This window comes from Enterobacter cloacae complex sp. P1B (assembly GCF_014982345.1).
In the GTDB taxonomy this organism is placed as follows: Bacteria; Pseudomonadota; Gammaproteobacteria; order Enterobacterales; family Enterobacteriaceae; genus Enterobacter; species Enterobacter bugandensis.
The window spans coordinates 111,267-131,204 of record NZ_JADCLF010000017.1 but is presented as its reverse complement, the minus strand read 5'-3'; the positions used below and the strand labels follow the sequence as shown (position 1 = coordinate 131,204).

The 19,938-nt window shown below is 52.5% G+C and carries 18 protein-coding genes and 3 pseudogenes; 13 read left to right on the top strand and 8 right to left on the bottom strand.

Annotation, left to right across the window (positions count from 1 at the left end; all coding sequences use genetic code 11):
- Window positions 1-66: 66 nt before the first annotated feature.
- Window positions 67-789, bottom strand: coding sequence for a nitroreductase NfsA (nfsA, locus tag INF77_RS21275; RefSeq protein ID WP_028012503.1), 723 nt, complete (start codon window positions 787-789; stop codon window positions 67-69).
- A gap of 185 nt (window positions 790-974) precedes the next feature.
- On the opposite strand from nfsA, the gene INF77_RS21270 reads away from it, so the two are divergent.
- Window positions 975-1,244 (top strand): GrxA family glutaredoxin, encoded by a 270-nt coding sequence (locus INF77_RS21270; protein WP_028012502.1) that lies wholly within the window; start codon window positions 975-977, stop codon window positions 1,242-1,244.
- 30 nt (window positions 1,245-1,274) lie between these two features.
- Here INF77_RS21270 and INF77_RS21265 read toward each other — a convergent pair whose 3' ends face one another.
- On the bottom strand, window positions 1,275-1,643 hold the full coding sequence (locus INF77_RS21265; RefSeq protein ID WP_080339193.1) for an inner membrane protein YbjM: 369 nt from the start codon (window positions 1,641-1,643) through the stop codon (window positions 1,275-1,277).
- A 279-nt stretch (window positions 1,644-1,922) separates the two neighbouring features.
- On the opposite strand from INF77_RS21265, the gene INF77_RS21260 reads away from it, so the two are divergent.
- Window positions 1,923-3,608 (top strand): aspartate:alanine antiporter, encoded by a 1,686-nt coding sequence (locus INF77_RS21260; RefSeq protein ID WP_014169303.1) that lies wholly within the window; start codon window positions 1,923-1,925, stop codon window positions 3,606-3,608.
- A 245-nt stretch (window positions 3,609-3,853) separates the two neighbouring features.
- On the opposite strand, the gene INF77_RS21255 is transcribed toward INF77_RS21260, so the two are convergent.
- The 3 genes and pseudogenes from INF77_RS21255 to INF77_RS23350 form a co-directional block, all read right to left on the bottom strand.
- Window positions 3,854-4,636 carry an FRG domain-containing protein gene (locus INF77_RS21255; RefSeq protein WP_193030917.1) on the bottom strand — a complete coding sequence of 261 codons (783 nt, stop codon included), beginning with the start codon at window positions 4,634-4,636 and terminating at the stop codon, window positions 3,854-3,856.
- Window positions 4,637-5,424: 788 nt separating this feature from the next.
- A pseudogene (locus INF77_RS23355) lies at window positions 5,425-6,243 on the bottom strand (hypothetical protein); the annotation flags it as partial.
- Between the two features lie 86 nt (window positions 6,244-6,329).
- Window positions 6,330-6,552 (bottom strand): annotated as a pseudogene (locus INF77_RS23350) (regulator).
- A gap of 145 nt (window positions 6,553-6,697) precedes the next feature.
- Between INF77_RS23350 and INF77_RS21240 the strand changes: the two are divergent.
- From INF77_RS21240 to arsC, 6 genes and pseudogenes are all read left to right on the top strand, one after another.
- Window positions 6,698-7,255, top strand: coding sequence for a phage repressor protein CI (locus INF77_RS21240; RefSeq protein WP_193532023.1), 558 nt, complete (start codon window positions 6,698-6,700; stop codon window positions 7,253-7,255).
- A gap of 14 nt (window positions 7,256-7,269) precedes the next feature.
- Window positions 7,270-8,850, top strand: coding sequence for a tetratricopeptide repeat protein (locus INF77_RS21235; protein ID WP_193531992.1), 1,581 nt, complete (start codon window positions 7,270-7,272; stop codon window positions 8,848-8,850).
- A gap of 84 nt (window positions 8,851-8,934) precedes the next feature.
- A pseudogene (locus tag INF77_RS21230) lies at window positions 8,935-9,989 on the top strand (tyrosine-type recombinase/integrase).
- Between the two features lie 184 nt (window positions 9,990-10,173).
- Entirely contained in the window at window positions 10,174-10,494 is a 321-nt protein-coding gene (locus INF77_RS21225; protein WP_063437590.1) for a metalloregulator ArsR/SmtB family transcription factor, read from the top strand.
- Window positions 10,495-10,534: 40 nt separating this feature from the next.
- Window positions 10,535-11,824, top strand: coding sequence for an arsenic transporter (locus tag INF77_RS21220; RefSeq protein ID WP_063437589.1), 1,290 nt, complete (start codon window positions 10,535-10,537; stop codon window positions 11,822-11,824).
- A 12-nt stretch (window positions 11,825-11,836) separates the two neighbouring features.
- A complete protein-coding gene (arsC, locus tag INF77_RS21215) occupies window positions 11,837-12,268 on the top strand; it encodes a glutaredoxin-dependent arsenate reductase (protein ID WP_063437588.1) in 432 nt (143 codons plus the stop codon).
- A gap of 21 nt (window positions 12,269-12,289) precedes the next feature.
- Here the strand turns inward: arsC and INF77_RS21210 are convergent, their stop codons facing one another.
- A complete protein-coding gene (locus tag INF77_RS21210) occupies window positions 12,290-12,841 on the bottom strand; it encodes a TetR/AcrR family transcriptional regulator (RefSeq protein ID WP_047368174.1) in 552 nt (183 codons plus the stop codon).
- A gap of 81 nt (window positions 12,842-12,922) precedes the next feature.
- Here INF77_RS21210 and INF77_RS21205 point away from each other — a divergent pair, with 81 nt between their 5' ends.
- Together INF77_RS21205 and INF77_RS21200 are read left to right on the top strand one after the other, a co-directional pair.
- Window positions 12,923-14,137, top strand: coding sequence for an MFS transporter (locus INF77_RS21205; RefSeq protein WP_041910681.1), 1,215 nt, complete (start codon window positions 12,923-12,925; stop codon window positions 14,135-14,137).
- Window positions 14,127-14,939 (top strand): Cof-type HAD-IIB family hydrolase, encoded by an 813-nt coding sequence (locus INF77_RS21200; protein ID WP_047362756.1) that lies wholly within the window; start codon window positions 14,127-14,129, stop codon window positions 14,937-14,939. The genes INF77_RS21205 and INF77_RS21200 overlap by 11 nt, the downstream gene beginning before the upstream one ends.
- Before the next feature lie 68 nt (window positions 14,940-15,007).
- On the opposite strand, the gene INF77_RS21195 is transcribed toward INF77_RS21200, so the two are convergent.
- On the bottom strand, window positions 15,008-16,240 hold the full coding sequence (locus INF77_RS21195; protein WP_048960865.1) for an MFS transporter: 1,233 nt from the start codon (window positions 16,238-16,240) through the stop codon (window positions 15,008-15,010).
- A gap of 168 nt (window positions 16,241-16,408) precedes the next feature.
- Between INF77_RS21195 and INF77_RS21190 the strand changes: the two genes are divergently transcribed.
- From INF77_RS21190 to deoR, 3 genes are all read left to right on the top strand, one after another.
- Window positions 16,409-17,137, top strand: a complete 729-nt coding sequence (locus INF77_RS21190; protein WP_193531993.1) for a phosphatase PAP2 family protein — start codon at window positions 16,409-16,411, stop codon at window positions 17,135-17,137.
- Between the two features lie 7 nt (window positions 17,138-17,144).
- Entirely contained in the window at window positions 17,145-17,753 is a 609-nt protein-coding gene (ybjG, locus tag INF77_RS21185) for an undecaprenyl-diphosphate phosphatase (protein WP_028012487.1), read from the top strand.
- Between the two features lie 66 nt (window positions 17,754-17,819).
- Window positions 17,820-18,578, top strand: coding sequence for a DNA-binding transcriptional repressor DeoR (gene deoR / locus INF77_RS21180; RefSeq protein WP_041910685.1), 759 nt, complete (start codon window positions 17,820-17,822; stop codon window positions 18,576-18,578).
- A gap of 39 nt (window positions 18,579-18,617) precedes the next feature.
- Here the strand turns inward: deoR and dacC are convergent, their stop codons facing one another.
- Entirely contained in the window at window positions 18,618-19,823 is a 1,206-nt protein-coding gene (gene dacC / locus INF77_RS21175) for a serine-type D-Ala-D-Ala carboxypeptidase (protein ID WP_032644979.1), read from the bottom strand.
- Between the last annotated feature and the right edge of the window lie 115 nt (window positions 19,824-19,938).

Genomic DNA, 19,938 nt, shown 5'->3' with positions numbered 1-19,938 from the left:
GCACCTCTCTGAAGACATGGAAAAAGCCTGCATATCATATACGCAGGCAGGCGCAGGAGGAATGGACTATCGCGTTGCCCAGCCCTGCTTGTGCAGATACTCAAGAATAAACGGGCGGTTTTCTTTGATGATGGTGCGGCGAATATGGTCCGTCCAGGTGTCGCGACGGTTATTGCTGCCTCGCGTCATGTAGTAGTTCGCCAGCTCTTCATCGTATTGATTCAGGACATCCTGATCGACCGGCTGGTAATGGTTTTCATGCACCAGCATCGCGGCAGGAATGCGCGGCTTGAGATCCGGGTTGTCCGCCGGCCAGCCGAGGCACAGGCCAAACAGCGGCAGCACGTGTTTTGGCAGCTTCAGCAGGTCGGTCACGCTTTGAATGTTGTTACGCAGCCCGCCGATATAGACACCGCCTAACCCCAGCGATTCCGCGGCCGTAAAGGCGTTTTGCGCCATCAGCGCGGTATCCACCACGCCCAGCAGCAGCTGTTCGGCCAGCCCCAGCTCGGCCTCAGGGCAGATCTGCAGGTGGCGGTTAAAGTCGGCGCAGAACACCCAGAACTCGGCTGCCTGAGCCACATGCTTCTGCCCGCCGGTGAGCGTCACCAGCTGTTCACGCATGGCCTTATCAGTAATACGGATAATCGAGCTGCACTGCAAAAAGCTGGAGCTGGAGGTGGCTCTTGCGCTGTCGATAATCGCATTACGCTGCGCCTCGGTAATCGGCTCATCGGTAAAGTGGCGAATGGAGCGGTGGGACTGGAGCAGGTCTATGGTTGGCGTCATCTTGTCTCTCTTTAGTCTTGCTTAATACGTATGGCAGCCAGTATAGGCAATGATGTGCGCGGTGTAATTGGCGAAACATAGCTCATAGGTATTATAACGACAGGCGAAACCTTCTTTAATGACGGCGGGTTATGGGGCACTATACGTGTCATTCGCCGTCAGGCTTGTTTTTTGAGGAGAGAGAAATGTTTGCAGTAATTTTTGGTCGTCCAGGGTGCCCTTACTGTGTGCGCGCGAAAGAGCTGGCTGAGAAACTGACCGAAGAGCGCGATGACTTCAACTTCCGCTATGTGGACATCCACGCGGAAGGCATCACCAAAGCCGACCTGGAAAAAACCGTCGGTAAGCCGGTTGAAACCGTGCCGCAGATCTTCCTCGATCAGAAACACATTGGCGGTTGCACCGACTTTGAGGCCTACGCTAAAGAGCATCTGGGCCTGTTTGCCGAGCAGTAATGAAGAGACGCCCTCACCCTGAGGGCGTTTTTATTTGCGGTGCCGTCGGTGCTGAACCAGGCTGCGCACAAACAGATAGCACAGCGCGCCAAGCGCGCACCAGAATACGCCGCTCAGCAACCACGCCAGCTCCTGCCAGAAACTCCGCGTTGAAATATACATCAGGCGCATCATCAGCAGACACAGCGGTGCAGCGAGCATGGCGCCCAGCAGCGGTTTCACCACCTCCCCTTGACGGGAGAGAAAACTGGCGGCAGCCCCAGGCAACGTGAAGAAGAGCAACCCCAGCTCAGGATGCCCGGACGCCCTGAACGCGCCCTTTACATTAAATGCGAGCGACATGCACACGACCGTGAACAGCAAAAAACAGCTGATCACCCCCGCCCAGTTTCGTTTCATATTCAAACTATCCTCCTGACTTATCTCTATCAAATACACATTCGTCGGGTAGACGCCCAGTCAGATAAAGCAGTGCGGCAATCCATGCCAAAGTACGCACAGGGTGATGCGATAATCAGTAGCTGTCAGTAGCTAATGCGATTAAACTACACGCCAGCTAATGTTTTAGGGAATAAAGCAGGAAACAGGGAGCGTTAGCGCTTTTCCCTGATCCAGAAAACAGTAGCCCAAAAAGTCCTTTCATTCAACAACTTACTGGTAAACAAGAAGTTAGCCTCCGTGAATATAAACGTCGCAGACTTGTTAAATGGGAATTACATCCTGTTATTATTTGTGGTACTGGCGCTGGGTCTTTGCCTGGGTAAATTGCGTCTGGGTTCGGTTCAACTCGGTAATTCCATTGGCGTTTTAGTCGTCTCCTTATTATTAGGCCAGCAGCACTTCAGCATTAACACGGACGCGCTGAACTTAGGTTTTATGCTGTTTATTTTTTGCGTTGGCGTAGAAGCGGGACCTAACTTTTTTTCAATTTTCTTCCGCGACGGCAAAAATTATCTGATGCTGGCGCTGGTGATGGTCGGCAGCGCGCTGCTGATCGCGTTAGGACTGGGCAAACTGTTTGGCTGGGATATCGGGCTTACGGCCGGTATGCTGGCCGGCTCTATGACGTCAACCCCCGTGCTCGTGGGCGCCGGTGATACCCTGCGCCATTCCGGCATGGCGGGCGCGCAGCTCTCTACCGCCCTCGACCATCTGAGCCTGGGCTATGCCCTGACCTATCTGATTGGTCTGGTGAGCCTGATCGTTGGCGCGCGCTACCTGCCAAAACTGCAGCACCAGGATCTGCAGACCAGCGCCCAGCAAATCGCCCGCGAGCGCGGTCTGGATACTGATTCCAAACGTAAAGTCTATCTCCCGGTTATCCGCGCCTACCGCGTCGGGCCGGAGCTGGTGGCATGGGCAGACGGCAAAAATCTTCGCGAACTGGGGATTTACCGCCAGACGGGCTGCTACATCGAACGTATCCGCCGCAACGGCATTCTGGCGAACCCGGACGGCGACGCGGTGCTGCAGATGGGCGACGACATTGCGCTGGTGGGTTACCCGGACGCCCACGCCCGTCTCGACCCGAGCTTCCGTAACGGCAAAGAGGTGTTCGACCGCGACCTGCTCGACATGCGCATCGTCACCGAAGAGATCGTGGTGAAAAACCATAACGCCGTGGGCCGCCGTCTGGCGCAGCTGAAGCTGACCGACCACGGCTGCTTCCTCAACCGCGTGATCCGCAGCCAGATTGAGATGCCTATCGACGACAACGTTGTGCTCAACAAAGGCGACGTGCTGCAGGTCAGCGGCGACGCGCGACGCGTAAAAACCGTTGCCGACCGCATCGGCTTTATCTCCATTCACAGCCAGGTCACCGACCTGCTGGCCTTCTGCGCCTTCTTCATTGTTGGCCTGATGATCGGGATGATCACCTTCCAGTTCAGCAACTTCAGCTTCGGCATCGGTAACGCCGCCGGTCTGCTGTTCGCCGGGATCATGCTGGGCTTCCTGCGAGCCAACCATCCGACCTTCGGCTACATTCCGCAGGGCGCGCTGAACATGGTGAAAGAGTTCGGTCTGATGGTGTTTATGGCGGGCGTCGGCCTGAGCGCGGGCAGCGGCATCGGCCACAGCCTCGGCGCCGTCGGCTGGCAGATGTTGGTTTCCGGCCTTATCGTCAGCCTGGTGCCGGTGGTGATCTGCTTCCTGTTCGGCGCCTACGTGCTGCGTATGAACCGCGCCCTGCTGTTCGGGGCAATGATGGGGGCGCGTACCTGTGCCCCGGCGATGGAAATCATCAGCGATACAGCGCGCAGCAACATCCCAGCGCTGGGGTATGCAGGCACCTATGCTATCGCGAACGTACTGCTGACGCTGGCGGGTACGCTGATTATCATCATCTGGCCGGGACTCGGATAACTCCTAAGTTTGCGCGTAATGAAAAAATTTTTGTAACGCGCAGAACTTTTTTAGCAGGGTGCAGTCATAACTAGTGCCACTGCTTTTCTTTGATGTCCCCAATTTGTGGAGCCCATCAACCCCGCCGTTTTGGTTCAAGGTTGATGGGTTTTTTGTTGCCTGAATTTTATAAACATTAAAATCAACAGGTTACATCGAATCATCAAGCCCAGTGGCGGCAAAATGGCGACTAAAAAATACATGTATCACCATCTTTCGTTATCCCACCTCTTAAAATGCTCAGTGTGCGCTTTACAAAAACCATCAAGATCAGGAAATAAGGTTAACTGTCGTACATCAAATGTTTCTGAAAGGATGCGCAAGAACATCAGTTTCATTTCGGCCGTTATTGCTATTGGGAGATAGGCGTCTTCTCTTTGATCAAAGTCTAAACTCCCCATTCTGTGTTCGCTGACCACGCTATACATAAATTGGGCGCTTTGCGCTGCTATTCGTTTGGTTACTACTGGCGGTTCCCATGCTGTTGCTGGTTTTTCACTATTCCCTTTAACGAATATTTGATCATAGTTACGCTCTTCCGCCTCCCCTTCCTGCCCATGAATAAAGTCAGAATGTATGCCGAAGAGTAGCCCTGTTTTGCCTGGTTCAGATTGACACGCAAACCACAGCGCCACGAGCATGTTCCTGGAGAAATCGATCAGACGTGTTGCTGCCCCATGATGTTGTAACTTTGCAAGTACTTCAAAATCAGCCAAACGCCTGCCGTCCTCGTACCCATACCCTTTGTGTCGCGCTTTTTTAAGAAGCTCAAGTTCATAACCTCGCATCCTACTTTCAGTAACTAGCCTATGACTAATTTTCAATCTGCGATAAGCCGCGCTGTGTATTGGCCAATCAACATCGCCCTGCCCCCGCCACATATAAACAGCGGTGTTTCTTGTAGTCTTTTCCGTCGTTATGTCAATGAGCTCAGAAAAGTTTCGCGGTGCTTTAATGCGCCCAAATAGTTTGGTATCAATTACATCCATGGCATTGTTCCAATCAAGAATAGTCACCTCCTATAATACATAATTTCCTTTTTGAATAAGTAAGTAAGAAGTGGTGCCGTTCTTCAAATTTAAAAATAGGTAACTTGCCCAAGTTAGCGTAAAACCACCGTGTGCCTTCCAGCGCACAATTAAAAATACTTTTGATGGCCGAACCTAGCCCCGTACTGTTGAACGAATTACGAGCAATCTGAACCTGTTACTACTGAAACGCTTTTCAGTTTTTGATATGTACTCGCCCCCTGCCAGACCCGCACCAGCCTTTGACCTGCATTGTTTTTCTTGATTTTCTCGCCTCCAAAACTTAATTTTCTTTTTCCATCTAAAAACCGAAAAAGCATTAACTATCTGATAGTTAAACGTTTAATCTAATCATTCAGGGATCCATAAAAGTGAAAAACACTGAAATCCTTTTCAATCTTTTCAGTTCTGGTTTTATGCAAAGTCGCCAGCACTGGCGCGGTCTGGCGGTCTGGTTTGTAGGAAAATAAAACTGAAAAATTTTTATGATCCAAAAACCGCAGGCGGGTGCGGTGTAGTGCGATTTTGGTCGGCGAAAGATTTTTTGTCCGTGCTGTGACGCGCCAGCGCCCCGCTGTTGGCACGATCTGTTTTAAGGGTGGATCTGAGCGTAAGAAAAGGCTGAACGCGCCAGAGCGCCGCTGACAGCGCGTAGCGATAGCCGCTTGTGAGGTAAGAAAAGAGATATCCCCGCCAGGGAATGAAGGGCATAAAAAAACCCGCTTTCGCGGGTTATGTTCTGGACAGGTTTACTTGCCAATCACCGGGGAGTATTTGCCGTTCAGCGTGTCCGCTTTCGTTCCGGTGTTCCGGATGGCTGCCGCGTTGGTCGGTGTCCCCGTATTGCTGTGCGTGTGGCTTGCCGTTTGCTCTGCCAGCCCCTTAACCACGTCGAGCGTGTCCAGCATCAGCTGTGCCACGTTGATTGTGCCAGAGCCAATCCACACCCCCGGGGCAATAATTTGCTGTTGCACGGCCGCCACGCTTTTACGTATCTGGCCAATTTTCTCAATCAGGTCTTTACCCGTTGTGACTGTCTGGCTCCCGGCTATGTCCGTTTCATCATTGCCGCCGATACTCGCCACGCGGTTATTGACGGCCTTCCTCCGTGCATACCTGCTGAATGGCTCCGGCCATCAGCGTGAACGTACCCAGCACGGTAATTTTATCCGTGGCTTTAACCGTGGTTTCGCGGCTGACCATCTCCCGCTGTTCTGTATCGGCCTTAACCACCCGCGCCATTGAGGTTTCACTGATCGTCTGGTCTGTCTGCCTCACCCAGTCACCCGCCTGGGTGACGCGCTGCGACACTTCTGCACGCTGCTGTTGCAGCTGTTCGCTGGCTGGATATCCGGGAGGCTGGTTCCGTCCGGCACGGTCTGCCGCACAAAAGGCTTATCCGGCCGTCCGCCAGTAAAAACGATTTCGACCAGCGTTCCTTCAGGCGGAAACTGGAACATCCCCGAATCATTACCCGCCATAGGAACCGGCAGCGGCACAGCAGAGTAAACAGGCGTGTCTTTACCTACGGCAGCGGCCACATCTTCAAGGTCGTGCGCCAGTGCAAACGCTCGGCAAGCTGCATCAAAGTGAGCATGTTTAGAAGTTTGATAACCAAACATGGTCATTTCCCTCAGTCGGTAACAAAATCGAACTAATTACAAACCACTTTGCAATCTGAGAGTGCATCTACAGTCATTGTGGCAATATTGATCATCACTTTCTCGCGCTTCTTATCCTTCTGAAGGCGGTGACGAATCAAGCGCCCATCCGCTAACATGTCATTTATGGTGTCGATGGATAACCCTTTGAGTTCACTATATTTTTTCGATAGATATGGAAGGTACGGCCAGTGAGATTGAAATTTGAGGTGTCATAATGCATGATTCCTTGTTTGAATACGGATGAGTTGTGGTCAACCCCATGAAAACCACACAACCTGATTTGTTCACCAATGTGAACTCACACAAACTCACTCCTCACAGTTCGATAAGTCAAACATTGAGTTCACTTGGAGTGATCATGAATTTGGAAAAAGGTGGAAGAGTAGCGCTCGAAAGGATGGTCGATGCATATGGATACACTACAAGGCAGGCGCTGTGCGATCACTTAGGAGTCTCAAAAAGTACGTTAGCTACACTCTACATGCGTGATTCATTCCCCTCTGAATGGGTGATACAGTGTGCGCTAGAAACAGGAGTCTCTTTGAATTGGCTTGTCACTGGTACTGGATTAAAGTACGAAAAAGATACCAGTGATTTAATATCCATTAAGAAATGCAAAATTATTGATGGGGCTGTTAACCAATCAAGTTATTTGATGTTTGACAAGGCATTTCTGCCCACTGAATTGACTTCACCCATATTTATTCAGGATCATGAAAAATCTTACATTGCAGATGAGACATTTTTAGATATCTCGGATGGTAAGTTTCTGATACAAGTTGATAATAAATTCAGCATTCGAGAGATTGCACAAATTCCGAACAATAGAGTAAAAGTTATCAATGATTCATATTCCTTTGACTGTGATATAACAGATATTACAATAATCGCACGAGTAATTAAAACCATCCTATAATTAGGTAGAAAAGAATGGAAGAAAAACTTTACAACCTCATAGAAGTTTTCATTAAGTATTCTTTATGGCCTTTGCTTTGCATTCTTGCTTTGATATTTTATAGAAAACAGCTTGGTGCTATCCTTTCAAATTTAAGTGGTGCTAGAAATTTTAAAGTCCAATCGCCCGTTTTAAACATTGAAGCGACTACTACTGTTCAACTCGAAAATGAAGATAACGCACCTCCCACAGAAAATCTCCCTCAAAACACGAAACCTACAATATCCAATGAAATTAAAACTGATTGGTTTGCTACTGTATGGGATTTGTTTGATGAAGGAAAATTTGAGGATGCCCGTTATTACTTTAATGAAACAATGAAACAACAGCATCATCATTTGGAATACAATAAAGAATATCCATTCTTCTTGTTCGTAAAATATATGTTTTTACCAAGCAATGAAGTTTTGAATGAATTTAAATCAAAAATTAATGAAATAAACATCTTTCAAAACAAGCGCCATTACATTGATAATTATATAAGTTGCTTGACAAAAACAAAGCAATACTCCAAAGCAATATCATTTGTTAAAGAAGAGTTGCGTGCTGTTCATTCTCCAATCGAAAAAGCACATTTAACACTTAAATTATCGCAATTATACATTGATAACTTTGAAGCTACTAAAGCTGAATTAATCATAACTTCCCTGATAGATAAGTTAGAAACCATTGAAAGTGATGAAAGGGATGAATATTTATCCCGCTGCTATAACCAATTGGCTGAGATTGAAAAAGGCAAAGATAATTTGTTCAATTACGCACTTTGCTTAGATAAAGCAGCAGAATACTCACCTAGTGATATCGACGGCATATTTAACGCCGCATACGAGGCTGCTAACACTCCCCTTAGGGCTATTGAAATAGCTAATTATTCACAACTTATCAATTTAGATCCCAAAAACAGCATGACTTTCAACAATATGGGCGTAACTACAGGAAAATGTGGATTAAAATTAATCTCTAGCGAACATTTTAATAAGGCGGTGGAATTAGATAATACGTTGGCGATGGCCAACATTGGCAATGCTCTTCTTAATGCTGGATTATCTGATCAGGCAGATGAGATGATAAAAAGAGCATTATCTTTTAAAAACCCACACGAAAACATACATCAACTGATTACAAAATTAAATACAGAGAGGGATAATGAGAAGAAAAAATGGAACGACCTGCAGAAATACGCTCAGGAAAACGTACGCATTCTGCGAAAATTCACTAGAGCATACTACAATATATTCGAAAAGTTCCCTTTACATCAAAACTGGAGATCTGATAAAGGAGAGATTATCGAAATAACTCAATCAGAAACAAATAAAATTTGCATTAAATGGGAATCTAATAATGATGTGGAAGAAATTCGCGGTTTATTGAACAATTTAGCCTTTAATGGAACTTATACTCTTAAAAATAAAAAAACAGACACCTTATTGAGTTTAGGATTAAATGAAAATAAGACATTTCAATGCGTAGGTTATTACGATACAAAAAAAGAATGTATAATTATTACTTCAGTCTCTGTGACCGATAAGTTTAAAGTTGTGCTCAATAAATCCTAGTCTATGTTTGATTAGAAATATTCATACATTGACCACTATTTATATATACAGTTAAATTATACCCTCATTCATGAGGGCTTTTTTATGGCAGTACGTAAATTAAACATAGGAACATGGATTTGCGAATGTTACCCCACAGGACGTAGTGGGCGGCGCGTGCGTAAGCAATTTGCCACCAAAGGGGAAGCACATGCTTTTGAACGCCACACGATGGATGAGATAGAGGCTAAAACCCTGGTTGGGTGAATCAGTGGACCGTAGAACTCTGCGAGACGTCGTTGAACTCTGGTTCAAACTACATGGCAAATCCCTGTCCGCTGGCGAACATGTTTACGATAAGTTGCTCCTGATGGTCAATGCACTCAGAAATCCCCTAGCAACAGATCTCAGTTCCAAAATGTTCGCCCTTTACCGTGATAAACGTTTGACGGGTGAAATCTACTATAGCGATAAGTGGAAGAAAGGAGCCAGCCCGGTAACCATCAATCTGGAGCAAAGCTATCTGAGCGGAGTATTTAGCGAGCTAGCCCGGCTTGGTGAATGGACAGCACCTAATCCGCTAGAAAACATGCGCAAGTTCACCATTGCCGAGAAGGAAATGGTTTGGCTGACGCATGAACAAATCACTGAGATTCTGTACTACTGCCAACGGCAAAGTCCTCTTCTCGCTCTCATTGTTAAAATCTTCTTAAGCACAGGTGCACGATGGCGCGAAGCAGTAAACCTTACATGTTCTCAAGTCACTATGTACCATATTACATTCGTCAGGACTAAAGGTAAAAAGAACCGCAGTATTCCAATCAGCAAAGATCTTTATGAGGAAATCATTGCCCTAAACGGCTTCAAGTTCTTTACGGATTGCTACTTCCAGTTTTTGTCTGTGATGCAAAAAACTTCAATAGTGCTTCCCCATGGGGCAGCTTACCCACGTTTTGCGTCATACGTTCGGAGCACACTTCATGATGTCTGGCGGCAACATCCTTGCCCTGCAGAAGATCCTCGGCCATCACGACATAAAAAAGACCATGCACTATGCTCACCTGGCCCCTGACCACCTAGAAACGGCCCTGCGCTTTAATCCGATAGCTACATTGCCAAGTGGCGACAAAGTGGCGGCAGCAGTTGGCATTACCCCGTAATCGCCACTCCTTACCACTAACCTAACTTATTGATTATTATGTAAGTCATTGTTTTGACCAACCCGTTTACATAAATGGGTTTTTTGTTGCCTGAAATTCCCCGTCCTGTAATCTGACCTTCTCTCTTCCCACCAAAACATATATGATTAAACGAATATGATTTAATCTACCCTCAGGAACACCCATGCTCCACCCGCTCCAGCTCTTCAAAACCCTCTCCGACGAAACGCGACTCGCCATCGTCATGCTGCTTCGCGAAACGGGAGAATTGTGTGTCTGCGATCTCTGCTCCGCCACCAACGAACCGCAGCCGAAAGTCTCCCGCCATATGGCCTTGCTGCGCGAGTCCGGGCTGGTTATCGATCGTCGCGAGGGTAAATGGGTCCATTACCGTCTCTCTCCCAACATGCCGGCATGGGCAGCAGCCGTTATCGACACCAGCTGGAACTGCCTGCGGGAAGAGACGCGCATGAAGCTGAAAAACCGACTCCCGGGCTCATGCTAATCAAAACATATTCATGAAATCAGATATAACGGAGTAAGCGATGTTTCTGGCAGGGGCAATTTTTCTGTTTACGCTGGTACTGGTCATCTGGCAGCCCAAAGGGCTCAGTATCGGCTGGAGCGCGACCATTGGCGCCGTGCTGGCGCTGGCCAGCGGGGTAATTCACATTAACGATATACCTGTGGTCTGGAATATCGTCTGGAACGCCACGGCGACGTTTATCGCCGTCATCATTATCAGCCTGCTGCTGGATGAGTCCGGCTTTTTCAAATGGGCGGCGCTGCACGTTGCCCGCTGGGGAAACGGTCGCGGGCGATTGCTGTTTACTTATATCGTGCTGCTGGGTGCGGCCGTGGCGGCGCTGTTTGCCAATGACGGCGCGGCGCTGATCCTGACGCCTATCGTCATCGCCATGCTGCTGGCGCTGGGGTTCAGCAAGCAGGCCACGCTGGCGTTTGTGATGGCGGCAGGTTTTATCGCCGATACCGCCAGCCTGCCGCTGATTGTCTCCAACCTGGTCAACATCGTGTCGGCAGACTTCTTTAAGCTGGGGTTCAGCGAATACGCCTCGGTGATGATCCCCGTTGATATCGCCGCGATTGTCGCAACGCTGGTGATGCTGCATCTTTTCTTCCGCAAGGAAATTCCCCCGGAATACGACCTGGCGAAACTTCAGGAGCCCGCGCGGGCCATTCACGATCTCCCGACGTTCAGAACGGGCTGGATCGTGCTGCTGCTTCTGCTCGTTGGCTTCTTTGTGCTTGAACCTCTCGGCATTCCGGTCAGCGCCATCGCCACCGTCGGCGCGCTGATTTTATTCGCTGTCGCAAAACGGGGACATGCAATAAACACCGGAAAAGTGCTGCGCGGCGCTCCGTGGCAAATTGTTATTTTCTCGCTCGGGATGTATCTGGTGGTGTATGGCCTGCGCAATGCCGTGCTGACGGATTATCTTACTGGCGTGCTGAATAGCCTGGCCGGACACGGACTGTGGGCCACCACGCTGGGAACCGGGTTCATCACCGCGTTTCTGTCATCCATAATGAACAATATGCCCACGGTGCTGATTGGCGCGCTCTCCATTGACGGCAGCACGGCAACGGGATTAATTAAGGAGGCGATGATTTACGCCAACGTGATTGGCTGCGATCTGGGCCCGAAAATCACGCCTATCGGCAGCCTCGCCACCCTGCTCTGGCTCCACGTGCTGGCGCAGAAAAATATGACGATAACCTGGGGCTACTATTTCCGGACGGGCATCATCATGACGCTGCCGGTCCTGTTTGTGACGCTCGCCGCGCTGGCGCTACGTCTCTCCTTCACACTGTAATGAGCCACTGATATGAGCCACATCACCATTTACCACAACCCAGCCTGCGGCACCTCGCGCAATACGCTGGAGATGATCCGCAACAGCGGCACGGAGCCGGAGATTATCCTCTATCTGGAAACCCCGCCGTCGCGCGATACGCTGACCACCCTGATTGCCGATATGGGGATTTCGGTGCGGGATCTGCTGCGCAAAAACGTGGAGCCCTATGAACAGCTCGGCCTTGCTGAAGATATCTTCAGCGACGACCAGCTTATCGAGTTTATGCTGCAACACCCGATCCTGATTAACCGTCCGATCGTGGTCACGCCGCTGGGCACGCGTTTGTGCCGCCCGTCTGAAGTTGTCCTCGACATTCTGCCGGACGCGCAGAAAGGCGCGTTTACGAAAGAGGATGGCGAAGCCGTCGTGGACGCCAGCGGGAAAAAAATCGAATCCAGGTAAAACTGGCAGGGCGAGTGATGCCTAAGGGTTCCCCTCGCCCGCAATTCTCCCCACCATCGCCCGAATTTCCTCCCGGCTTAATGGCTCTCGGTCAGTCACATAGTGCAGCGTCATCCCTTCGATGAAGGCATCCAGCGCGCGGGTGGTAACCGGGTCGAACCACTGCTCCAGCGTGGTCTGGCTCATCTTCATCCAGTCCTGCATCACCGTTTTGAGCGCCGCGCTGCGGTGCATAAAGGCGTAAAGCTGATACATCAGTGCCATGTTGTGCGGCGTGGTCACCTGCGAGCTGTGGATCAGGGTGGTGATGGATTCACACGCCATCTCCGGCCCGGTGACGCCCGCGAAGAAATCCCGATACTGCTGTGACATCTGCCGCGTAAACCACGTGAAGGCCTCCTCCAGCAGCGGCTCCATGCCGTCGAAATAGTAGGTCATCGACCCCAGTGGCACGCCCGCGCAGCTGGCGATTTTACGGTGCGTAACGGCGTGAATCCCGTGTTCGGCAATGGTATCCAGCGTCGCCTGGAGAATTTTTTCACGTCGATGCGGATCGTTCGGTGGTCTGCTCATAAATTCCTCACCTGGTTTGTGTACAAATGTACACAAACTTGCTAGTGTTGTCGCTACTGTTGTACTTCTGGTGCTACCCCAATGACGCTGACCTCTTCCCGCAACGCCCTGCGACTACGCATGTGGGCATTGTTTATGTTCTTCTTTATTCCCGGTCTGCTGATGGCCTCCTGGGCCACACGTACGCCCGCCATTCGCGATATTTTGTCCGTCTCTACCGCGGAGATGGGCATCGTGCTGTTCGGTCTGTCGATAGGCTCCATGAGCGGTATCCTCTGCTCCGCGTGGCTGGTGAAGCGCTTTGGCACGCGGGCGGTGATCCGCACCACCATGTGCTTCGCGGTAATTGGGATGATCGTGCTAAGCGTGGCGCTGTGGTTTGCTTCGCCGGTGCTGTTTGCCCTGGGGCTGACGGTATTTGGCGGCAGCTTCGGCTCGGCAGAGGTTGCGATAAACGTTGAAGGGGCGGCGGTCGAGCGCGAGATGAACAAAACCGTGCTGCCCATGATGCACGGCTTTTATAGCCTCGGCACGCTCGCCGGCGCGGGCGTGGGGATGGCGCTGACGGCCTTTGGCATGAGCGCGAATCTGCATATCCTGCTGGCGGCGCTGGTATGCATCATTCCGATCCTGACCGGCATTCGGGCGATCCCGAACGGTACCGGCAAGAATTCCGCTGAAGAACAGCATTCGACGGAAAAAGGGCTGCCCTTCTACCGCGATTTCCAGCTGATGCTCATCGGCGTGGTGGTGCTGGCGATGGCGTTCGCGGAAGGTTCTGCCAACGACTGGCTGCCGCTGCTGATGGTGGACGGCCACGGCTTTAGTCCGACCTCCGGCTCGCTGATTTACGCCGGGTTTACGCTGGGGATGACCGTCGGGCGCTTCACCGGCGGCTGGTTTATCGACCGCTACAGCCGCGTGGCGGTAGTGCGCGCCAGCGCCCTGCTCGGCGGCCTGGGTATCGCGATGATCGTCTTTGTGGACGTGGACTGGATTGCCGGGGTCTCGGTGATCCTCTGGGGTCTGGGCGCGTCGCTCGGCTTCCCGCTGACTATTTCGGCCGCCAGCGACACCGGCCCGGATGCCCCGACCCGCGTCAGCGTGGTGGCGACCACGGGCTACCTCGCCTTCCTGGTCGGGCCGCCGCTGCTCGGTTTCCTCGGTGAGCACTACGGGCTGCGCAGCGCCATGCTGGTGGTGTTAGGGTTGGTTATCATCGCGGCGCTGGTGGCGCGCGCGGTGGCAAAGCCGGAAACGGAACAAACGTCAATGGAGAAGGGATATGAGCGTTAAACTGATCGCCGTCGACATGGATGGCACATTCCTGAGTGATGCCAAGACCTATAACCGCCCGCGCTTTCTGGCGCAGTATGCGCGCATGAAGGAGCAAGGCATTCGCTTTGTGGTCGCCAGCGGCAACCAGTATTACCAGCTGATCTCCTTCTTCCCGGAGATCGCGCATGAAATTGCCTTTGTTGCCGAAAACGGCGGCTGGGTGGTCGATGCCGGGGAAGATGTGTTCAACGGCGAGCTGACAAAAGCGCATTTCAGCACCGTGGCCACCGTCTTAAACGATGTTCCCGGCATTGAGATTATCGCCTGCGGGAAAGGCAGCGCCTACACGCTTAAAGCCTATGACGATGCCTTCATTGATATCGCGTCAAAATATTATCACCGTCTCGAAAGGGTGCAGGATTTCAACAGCCTGAACGACATCTTCTTCAAGTTCGGGCTCAACGTTTCCGATGACGAAATTCCGCGCATTCAGGCGCTGCTGCATGAAAAGCTAAGTGACATTATGGTGCCCGTCACCACCGGTCACGGCAGCATTGACCTGATTATCCCCGGCGTGCATAAAGCCAACGGCCTGCGGATCCTGCAAACGCGCTGGGGCATCGAGGACAGCGAAGTGGTGGCCTTTGGTGACAGCGGCAACGACGTGGAGATGCTGCGTCAGTCCGGGTTCAGCTTTGCGATGGCAAATGCCAAACCGCATATTAAAGCGGAGGCGCGCTTTGAAGCACCGCATAATAACGAGGAAGGCGTTTTAAACGTGATTGAGAAGGTGTTGAACGGAGAGACACCGTTTAATTGACCGCGTGCGGTCTGGCGGCCTCGCCCCTCACCCAGGCCCTCTCCCCAATGGGGAGAGGGGAAAAAAGATTATGGTTGCAGAGCGTTTCCGACGCGTTTGTCCTTCAGGAACACCACCATCAGGCCAACCCACAGCACGCCGTTGGCGAGGTTAAACAGGCTGAACAACCCGTTGCCGCCCAGCGCGTAAGCGTGCTTGCTCACCTCGATACCGACGGTAAAAATCAGCATCTGCAGCATGCCCATCGCCGCAGAGACCGTACCTTTACTCATCTCGCTCGCAAACAGGGTCAGGCGCACCAGACCAGCGTTCGCCACGCCAATTCCGAAGGCATAAATGCTCAGCCCCGCCGTCATCCACAGGTAGGCGTGGGATGACGCGACGGTCGCTACCGCAGCCAGAATCAGCCCTGCCGCAATCGGCCAGCCGCCCATGATAATCAGTGAACGCACGGTGCGGCGAGACGTCAGACGGGCCAGCACCAGGTTACCGATAATCAACGCGCCAAAGATCGGCACCTGCAGCAGGCCGTACTCGTAGCTGCTGAGCTTTTCACCGCTGATGATAATAACCGGTGACTGCGCGATCCACGCCAGCAGAGGCAGGCTAACGAATCCGGTCGCCAGCGCCCCCGCCACAAAGCGGCCATTTTGCAACACTGCTTTGTAATCCCGGCCCAGCTCTTTCAGCGAGAGTTTTTCGCCCAGACGGGTAGCCGTTTCCGGCATCGCGCGGTGCAGGCCGAAGAACGCGATGGCGGCGAGAACAGCAAAGAGCACAAACATCCCTTCCCACGGCGCAACGTGCACCCACGCGGCCCCCACCAGCGGCCCGAGTAAGGGGGCGATCAGCGCCACGTTCGCCATCAGCGCGGTAATTTTGATACACACCGCCTCCTCAAACGACTCCTGGATGGCGGCATACCCCACGGCGCCGATAAAGCACAGGCTCACCCCCTGCAGGAAACGCAGCAGGGTAAATTGTTCAATGTTTTGCGCCAGCAGCGTGGCGAGGCAGGTAACGATAAACCACACCACGCCCGTCAGCATCACCGGACGGCGCCCAATACGATCCGACAGCGGGCCTAACAGCCACTGCAAAAACATGCCGCCAGCCAGATAGGCGGTCATGGAGGTCGGCACCCACTCGATTCCCGCGTTGTACTGCTCCACAACGGCCAGCATACCGGGCTGGATCATATCGTTGCCGATATAGGTAGAGAATTCGTAGAGCACCAGACACAGAGGGAAAAGCAACGCCTGACGACCCAGACGTGAACCAGAAGAAGAACGGTTTAACATGCAATCTCTTTATAATGACAAAATCGCGACGAGTGTAATGAAATGCCGTAATCCGAGATAGTGATTTATCGAGGAGAAACAGAAATAAAGCACATATCGTCTTCGTTTAAGGTTTCCTTAAGTTGACAGATTTATGATAGCGCGATTACTCGTCACTGATCCCTAATTATGGCACTCACTTCCAGCCGTTCAGAATTGTCTAACTTACAGACTAATAAGACAAAACAGCTTTACCGCTTACCGTCCCGCTTTTATGGTTATCAGCTTTTGGTGCTAGTAGCGCTTGCCGTGGTGTTTACGTGGCTATCGCGCGATGAAGCGCTCGACAGATGGATCACCGGTTTTTGGTATGACGCGGCGACACAGACTTTCCCGCTGCAGAAAGACCACCTGCTGGATCTGCTGAATCATCGTCTGGCGAAGTACATTGCGATTGCCTTAGGCGCCGTGGCGCTGCTTTACGGCGCTTACAAACATAACGCAAGGCTTGTCACAGCCGCGCTGCTGATGGGGCTTGGCGCGCTGGTGGTTGGCGTGCTGAAAAGCATCAGCCACCACAGCTGCCCGTGGGATCTGGTGGAATATGGCGGTAAGGCCGTGTCTTACCCCCTGTTCAGCGCCGTTCCGGCAGACAGCGGTCCGGGCCGCTGCTTCCCGGGTGGCCATTCTTCCAGCGGCTTTATGGTGATGGGGCTGTTTTTTGCCTTCTGGCGCGAGCGTCCGCGTCTCGCCTGGAGCTTTGTGGTCCTTGGCGCGGTTCTGGGTCTGGCGATGGGCTTCGGCCAGGTGATGCGCGGGGCACATTTTTTCTCTCACAACCTGTGGGCCGGGTGGTGGGTCTGGTTTTCCCAGGTGGCGGTCTACGGGCTGGTTTCCACCCGGTTTGCAAAAGAGTGATTACGCTATGCTAGAGAATCTGAATTATCAGCTGTTTTATCTGATCAACGCCACCCCGGCCTCGCCAGAGTGGATGATTGATTTTGCCACCTTTCTGGCGAAAGACCTTATCAGCATCGTGCCTGCGCTGGCTGCCATTCTCTGGCTGTGGGGGCCGCGCAGCCAGGTTAAGGCACAGCGCCAGCTGGTGATCAAAGTCGCGATGGCGCTCGGGGTAAGCGTGCTGGTCAGCTATCTTCTCGGCCACGCGTTCCCGCACGATCGTCCTTTTGTCGATCGCATTGGCTACACCTTCCTGCACCACGCGCCGGATGACTCTTTCCCGAGCGATCACGGTACGGTTATCTTCACCTTCGCGCTGGCTTTCCTGTTCTGGCATCGCCTGTGGTCGGGTGCGGTGCTGATGGTGGTCGCTGTGGCTATCGCCTGGTCGCGCGTCTATCTTGGCGTCCACTGGCCGCTGGATATGGTGGGCGGTTTCCTGGTGGGGCTGATTGGCTGCGTGAGCGCGGCTATCCTGTGGAATCTCTTCGGTGAGGCGCTCTACCGCGGGCTCTCTTCGCTCTATCGCGCCATTTTTGCCATCCCGATCCGTAAGGGCTGGATACGTGACTAACCCCAACCGGACAGGTTACACTGAGCCCCCGCCCTGCGGGGGCTCACTTTTTTATCCCGAGGAACTATGGAAACACGACGCGATGACCGCATTGCTCAGCTGCTGCAGGCGCTGAAGCGCAGCGATAAGCTGCATCTGAAGGAAGCCGCCAACCTCCTCGGCGTCTCAGAGATGACCATTCGTCGCGATCTGAACAGCGACAGCGCCCCCGTGGTGCTGCTGGGCGGGTACATCGTCCTTGAGCCGCGCAGCGCCAGCCATTATCTGATCAGCGACCAGAAGACGCGTCTGGTTGAAGAGAAGCGCAAAGCCGCGCGTCTTGCGGCCACGCTGGTTCAGCCGCACCAGACGCTGTTTTTTGACTGCGGCACCACCACGCCGTGGATTATCGAAGCCATCGACAGCAGCATTCCCTTTACCGCCGTGTGCTACTCCCTGAACACCTTTCTGGCGCTTCAGGAGAAACCCGAGTGCCGGGTGATCCTCTGCGGCGGCGAGTTTCACGCCAGCAACGCCATCTTTAAGCCGCTTAACCTGCAGGACACGCTTAGCAATTTATGCCCGGACATCGCGTTTTATTCTGCCGCAGGCGTGAACGTGCGCCAGGGTGCAACCTGCTTTAATCTGGAGGAGCTGCCGGTGAAGAACTGGGCGTTAAATGCCGCGCAGTATCATGTGCTGGTGGTCGATCACAGTAAGTTTGGCAAGGTGCGTTCGGCAAGAATGGGCGAGCTGGCGCAGTTTGACGCCATCGTCAGCGATTGCCGCCCCGATGACGAGATTGTGGCCCATGCAAAGGCACAGCAGGTGAAGTTGATGTATTGAGGTTATGCCGGGTAAGCGCAGCGCCACCCGGCATAAAACTTAACTAAACCAGCTGCCAAACCAGCTATGGAATTTCATCAACACGAAATCCCACATCCGGCTGAAGAAGCCGCCCTCTTCCACCGCTTCCATCACAATCAGCGGACGCTGTTCAATCGACTTACCGTTTAGCTGGAAATCAATCGTCCCGACCACCTGGCCTTTTTTCAGCGGCGCGGTGAGCTGCGGTTCGGTCAGGGTATAGCTTGCTTTCAGGTTTTTCAGCTGACCGCGTGGAATGGTCACGGAACCGGCCTCACCCGCCCCCAGATTCACCTCGCTCTTATCACCAAACCAGACGCGCTGGCTGACGAACGTGGCATCCGGTTTAATCGGCGTCACGGTTTCATAGAAGCGGAAGCCCCAAGTCAGCAGTTTTTCTGACTCGTTAAAGCGGATGCGGTCGGTTTTGGTGCCCAGCACCACCGAGATCAGGCGCATGTCGCCCTGCGTCGCGGAGGCCACCAGGTTGTAGCCCGCGCCGGCCGTGGTGCCGGTCTTCATTCCGTCCACGTTAACGTTGCTGCTCCACAGCAGGCGGTTGCGGTTCGGCTGGCGAATTTTGTTGAAGGTAAACTCTTTCTCTTTGTGGATGGCGTATTCATCCGGCACGTCGTGGATCAGCGCTTTTCCCAGCAGCGCCATGTCGCGCGCGGTACTGAACTGTCCCGGCGCATCCAGGCCGTGGACCGTTTTGAAGGTGGTGTTGGTTAAGCCGAGCTTTTGCGCATAGCCATTCATCAAACCAATGAAAGAATCCTGACTGCCGGCAACGTAGTCGGCCAGCGCGATACACGCATCATTTCCCGACTGAATGATTACCCCTTTGTTCAGATCGGAGACGGAGACCTGATCGCCAGGCTTCAGGAACATCACCGACGAGCCCCGCAGCGCCGGGTTGCCTGTCGCCCAGGCATCCTTCCCGATGGTGACCATATCGTCCAGCTTGATCTTGCCCGCTTTTAACGCCTGCCCGACCACATAGCTGGTCATGATTTTGGTCAGGCTGGCCGGATCGAGTTTCTCATCCGCATTGCCTTCCGCCAGCACCTTACCGCTGGAATAGTCCATCAGGATCCAGGCGCGCGCGTCCACAGGCGGCGCTTCGGGCGCAGCCTGTTCAGCCGCGTAGAGTGTTGGTGCAAACAGGAAAAGAAGCGCAGAGCCTGCCGCCAGGCTGCGCAGAGAAGTCATTTTTCGCGTCATAAATGCCACCCGAGTGTCCATTCAAAAATTACGTCACATCACCGTGTCGCAAGAAGCGATGAGTAATAGCGCACTAAAACGGTTAAAGAAACCCAACGAGGGTAAAGTTATTAAA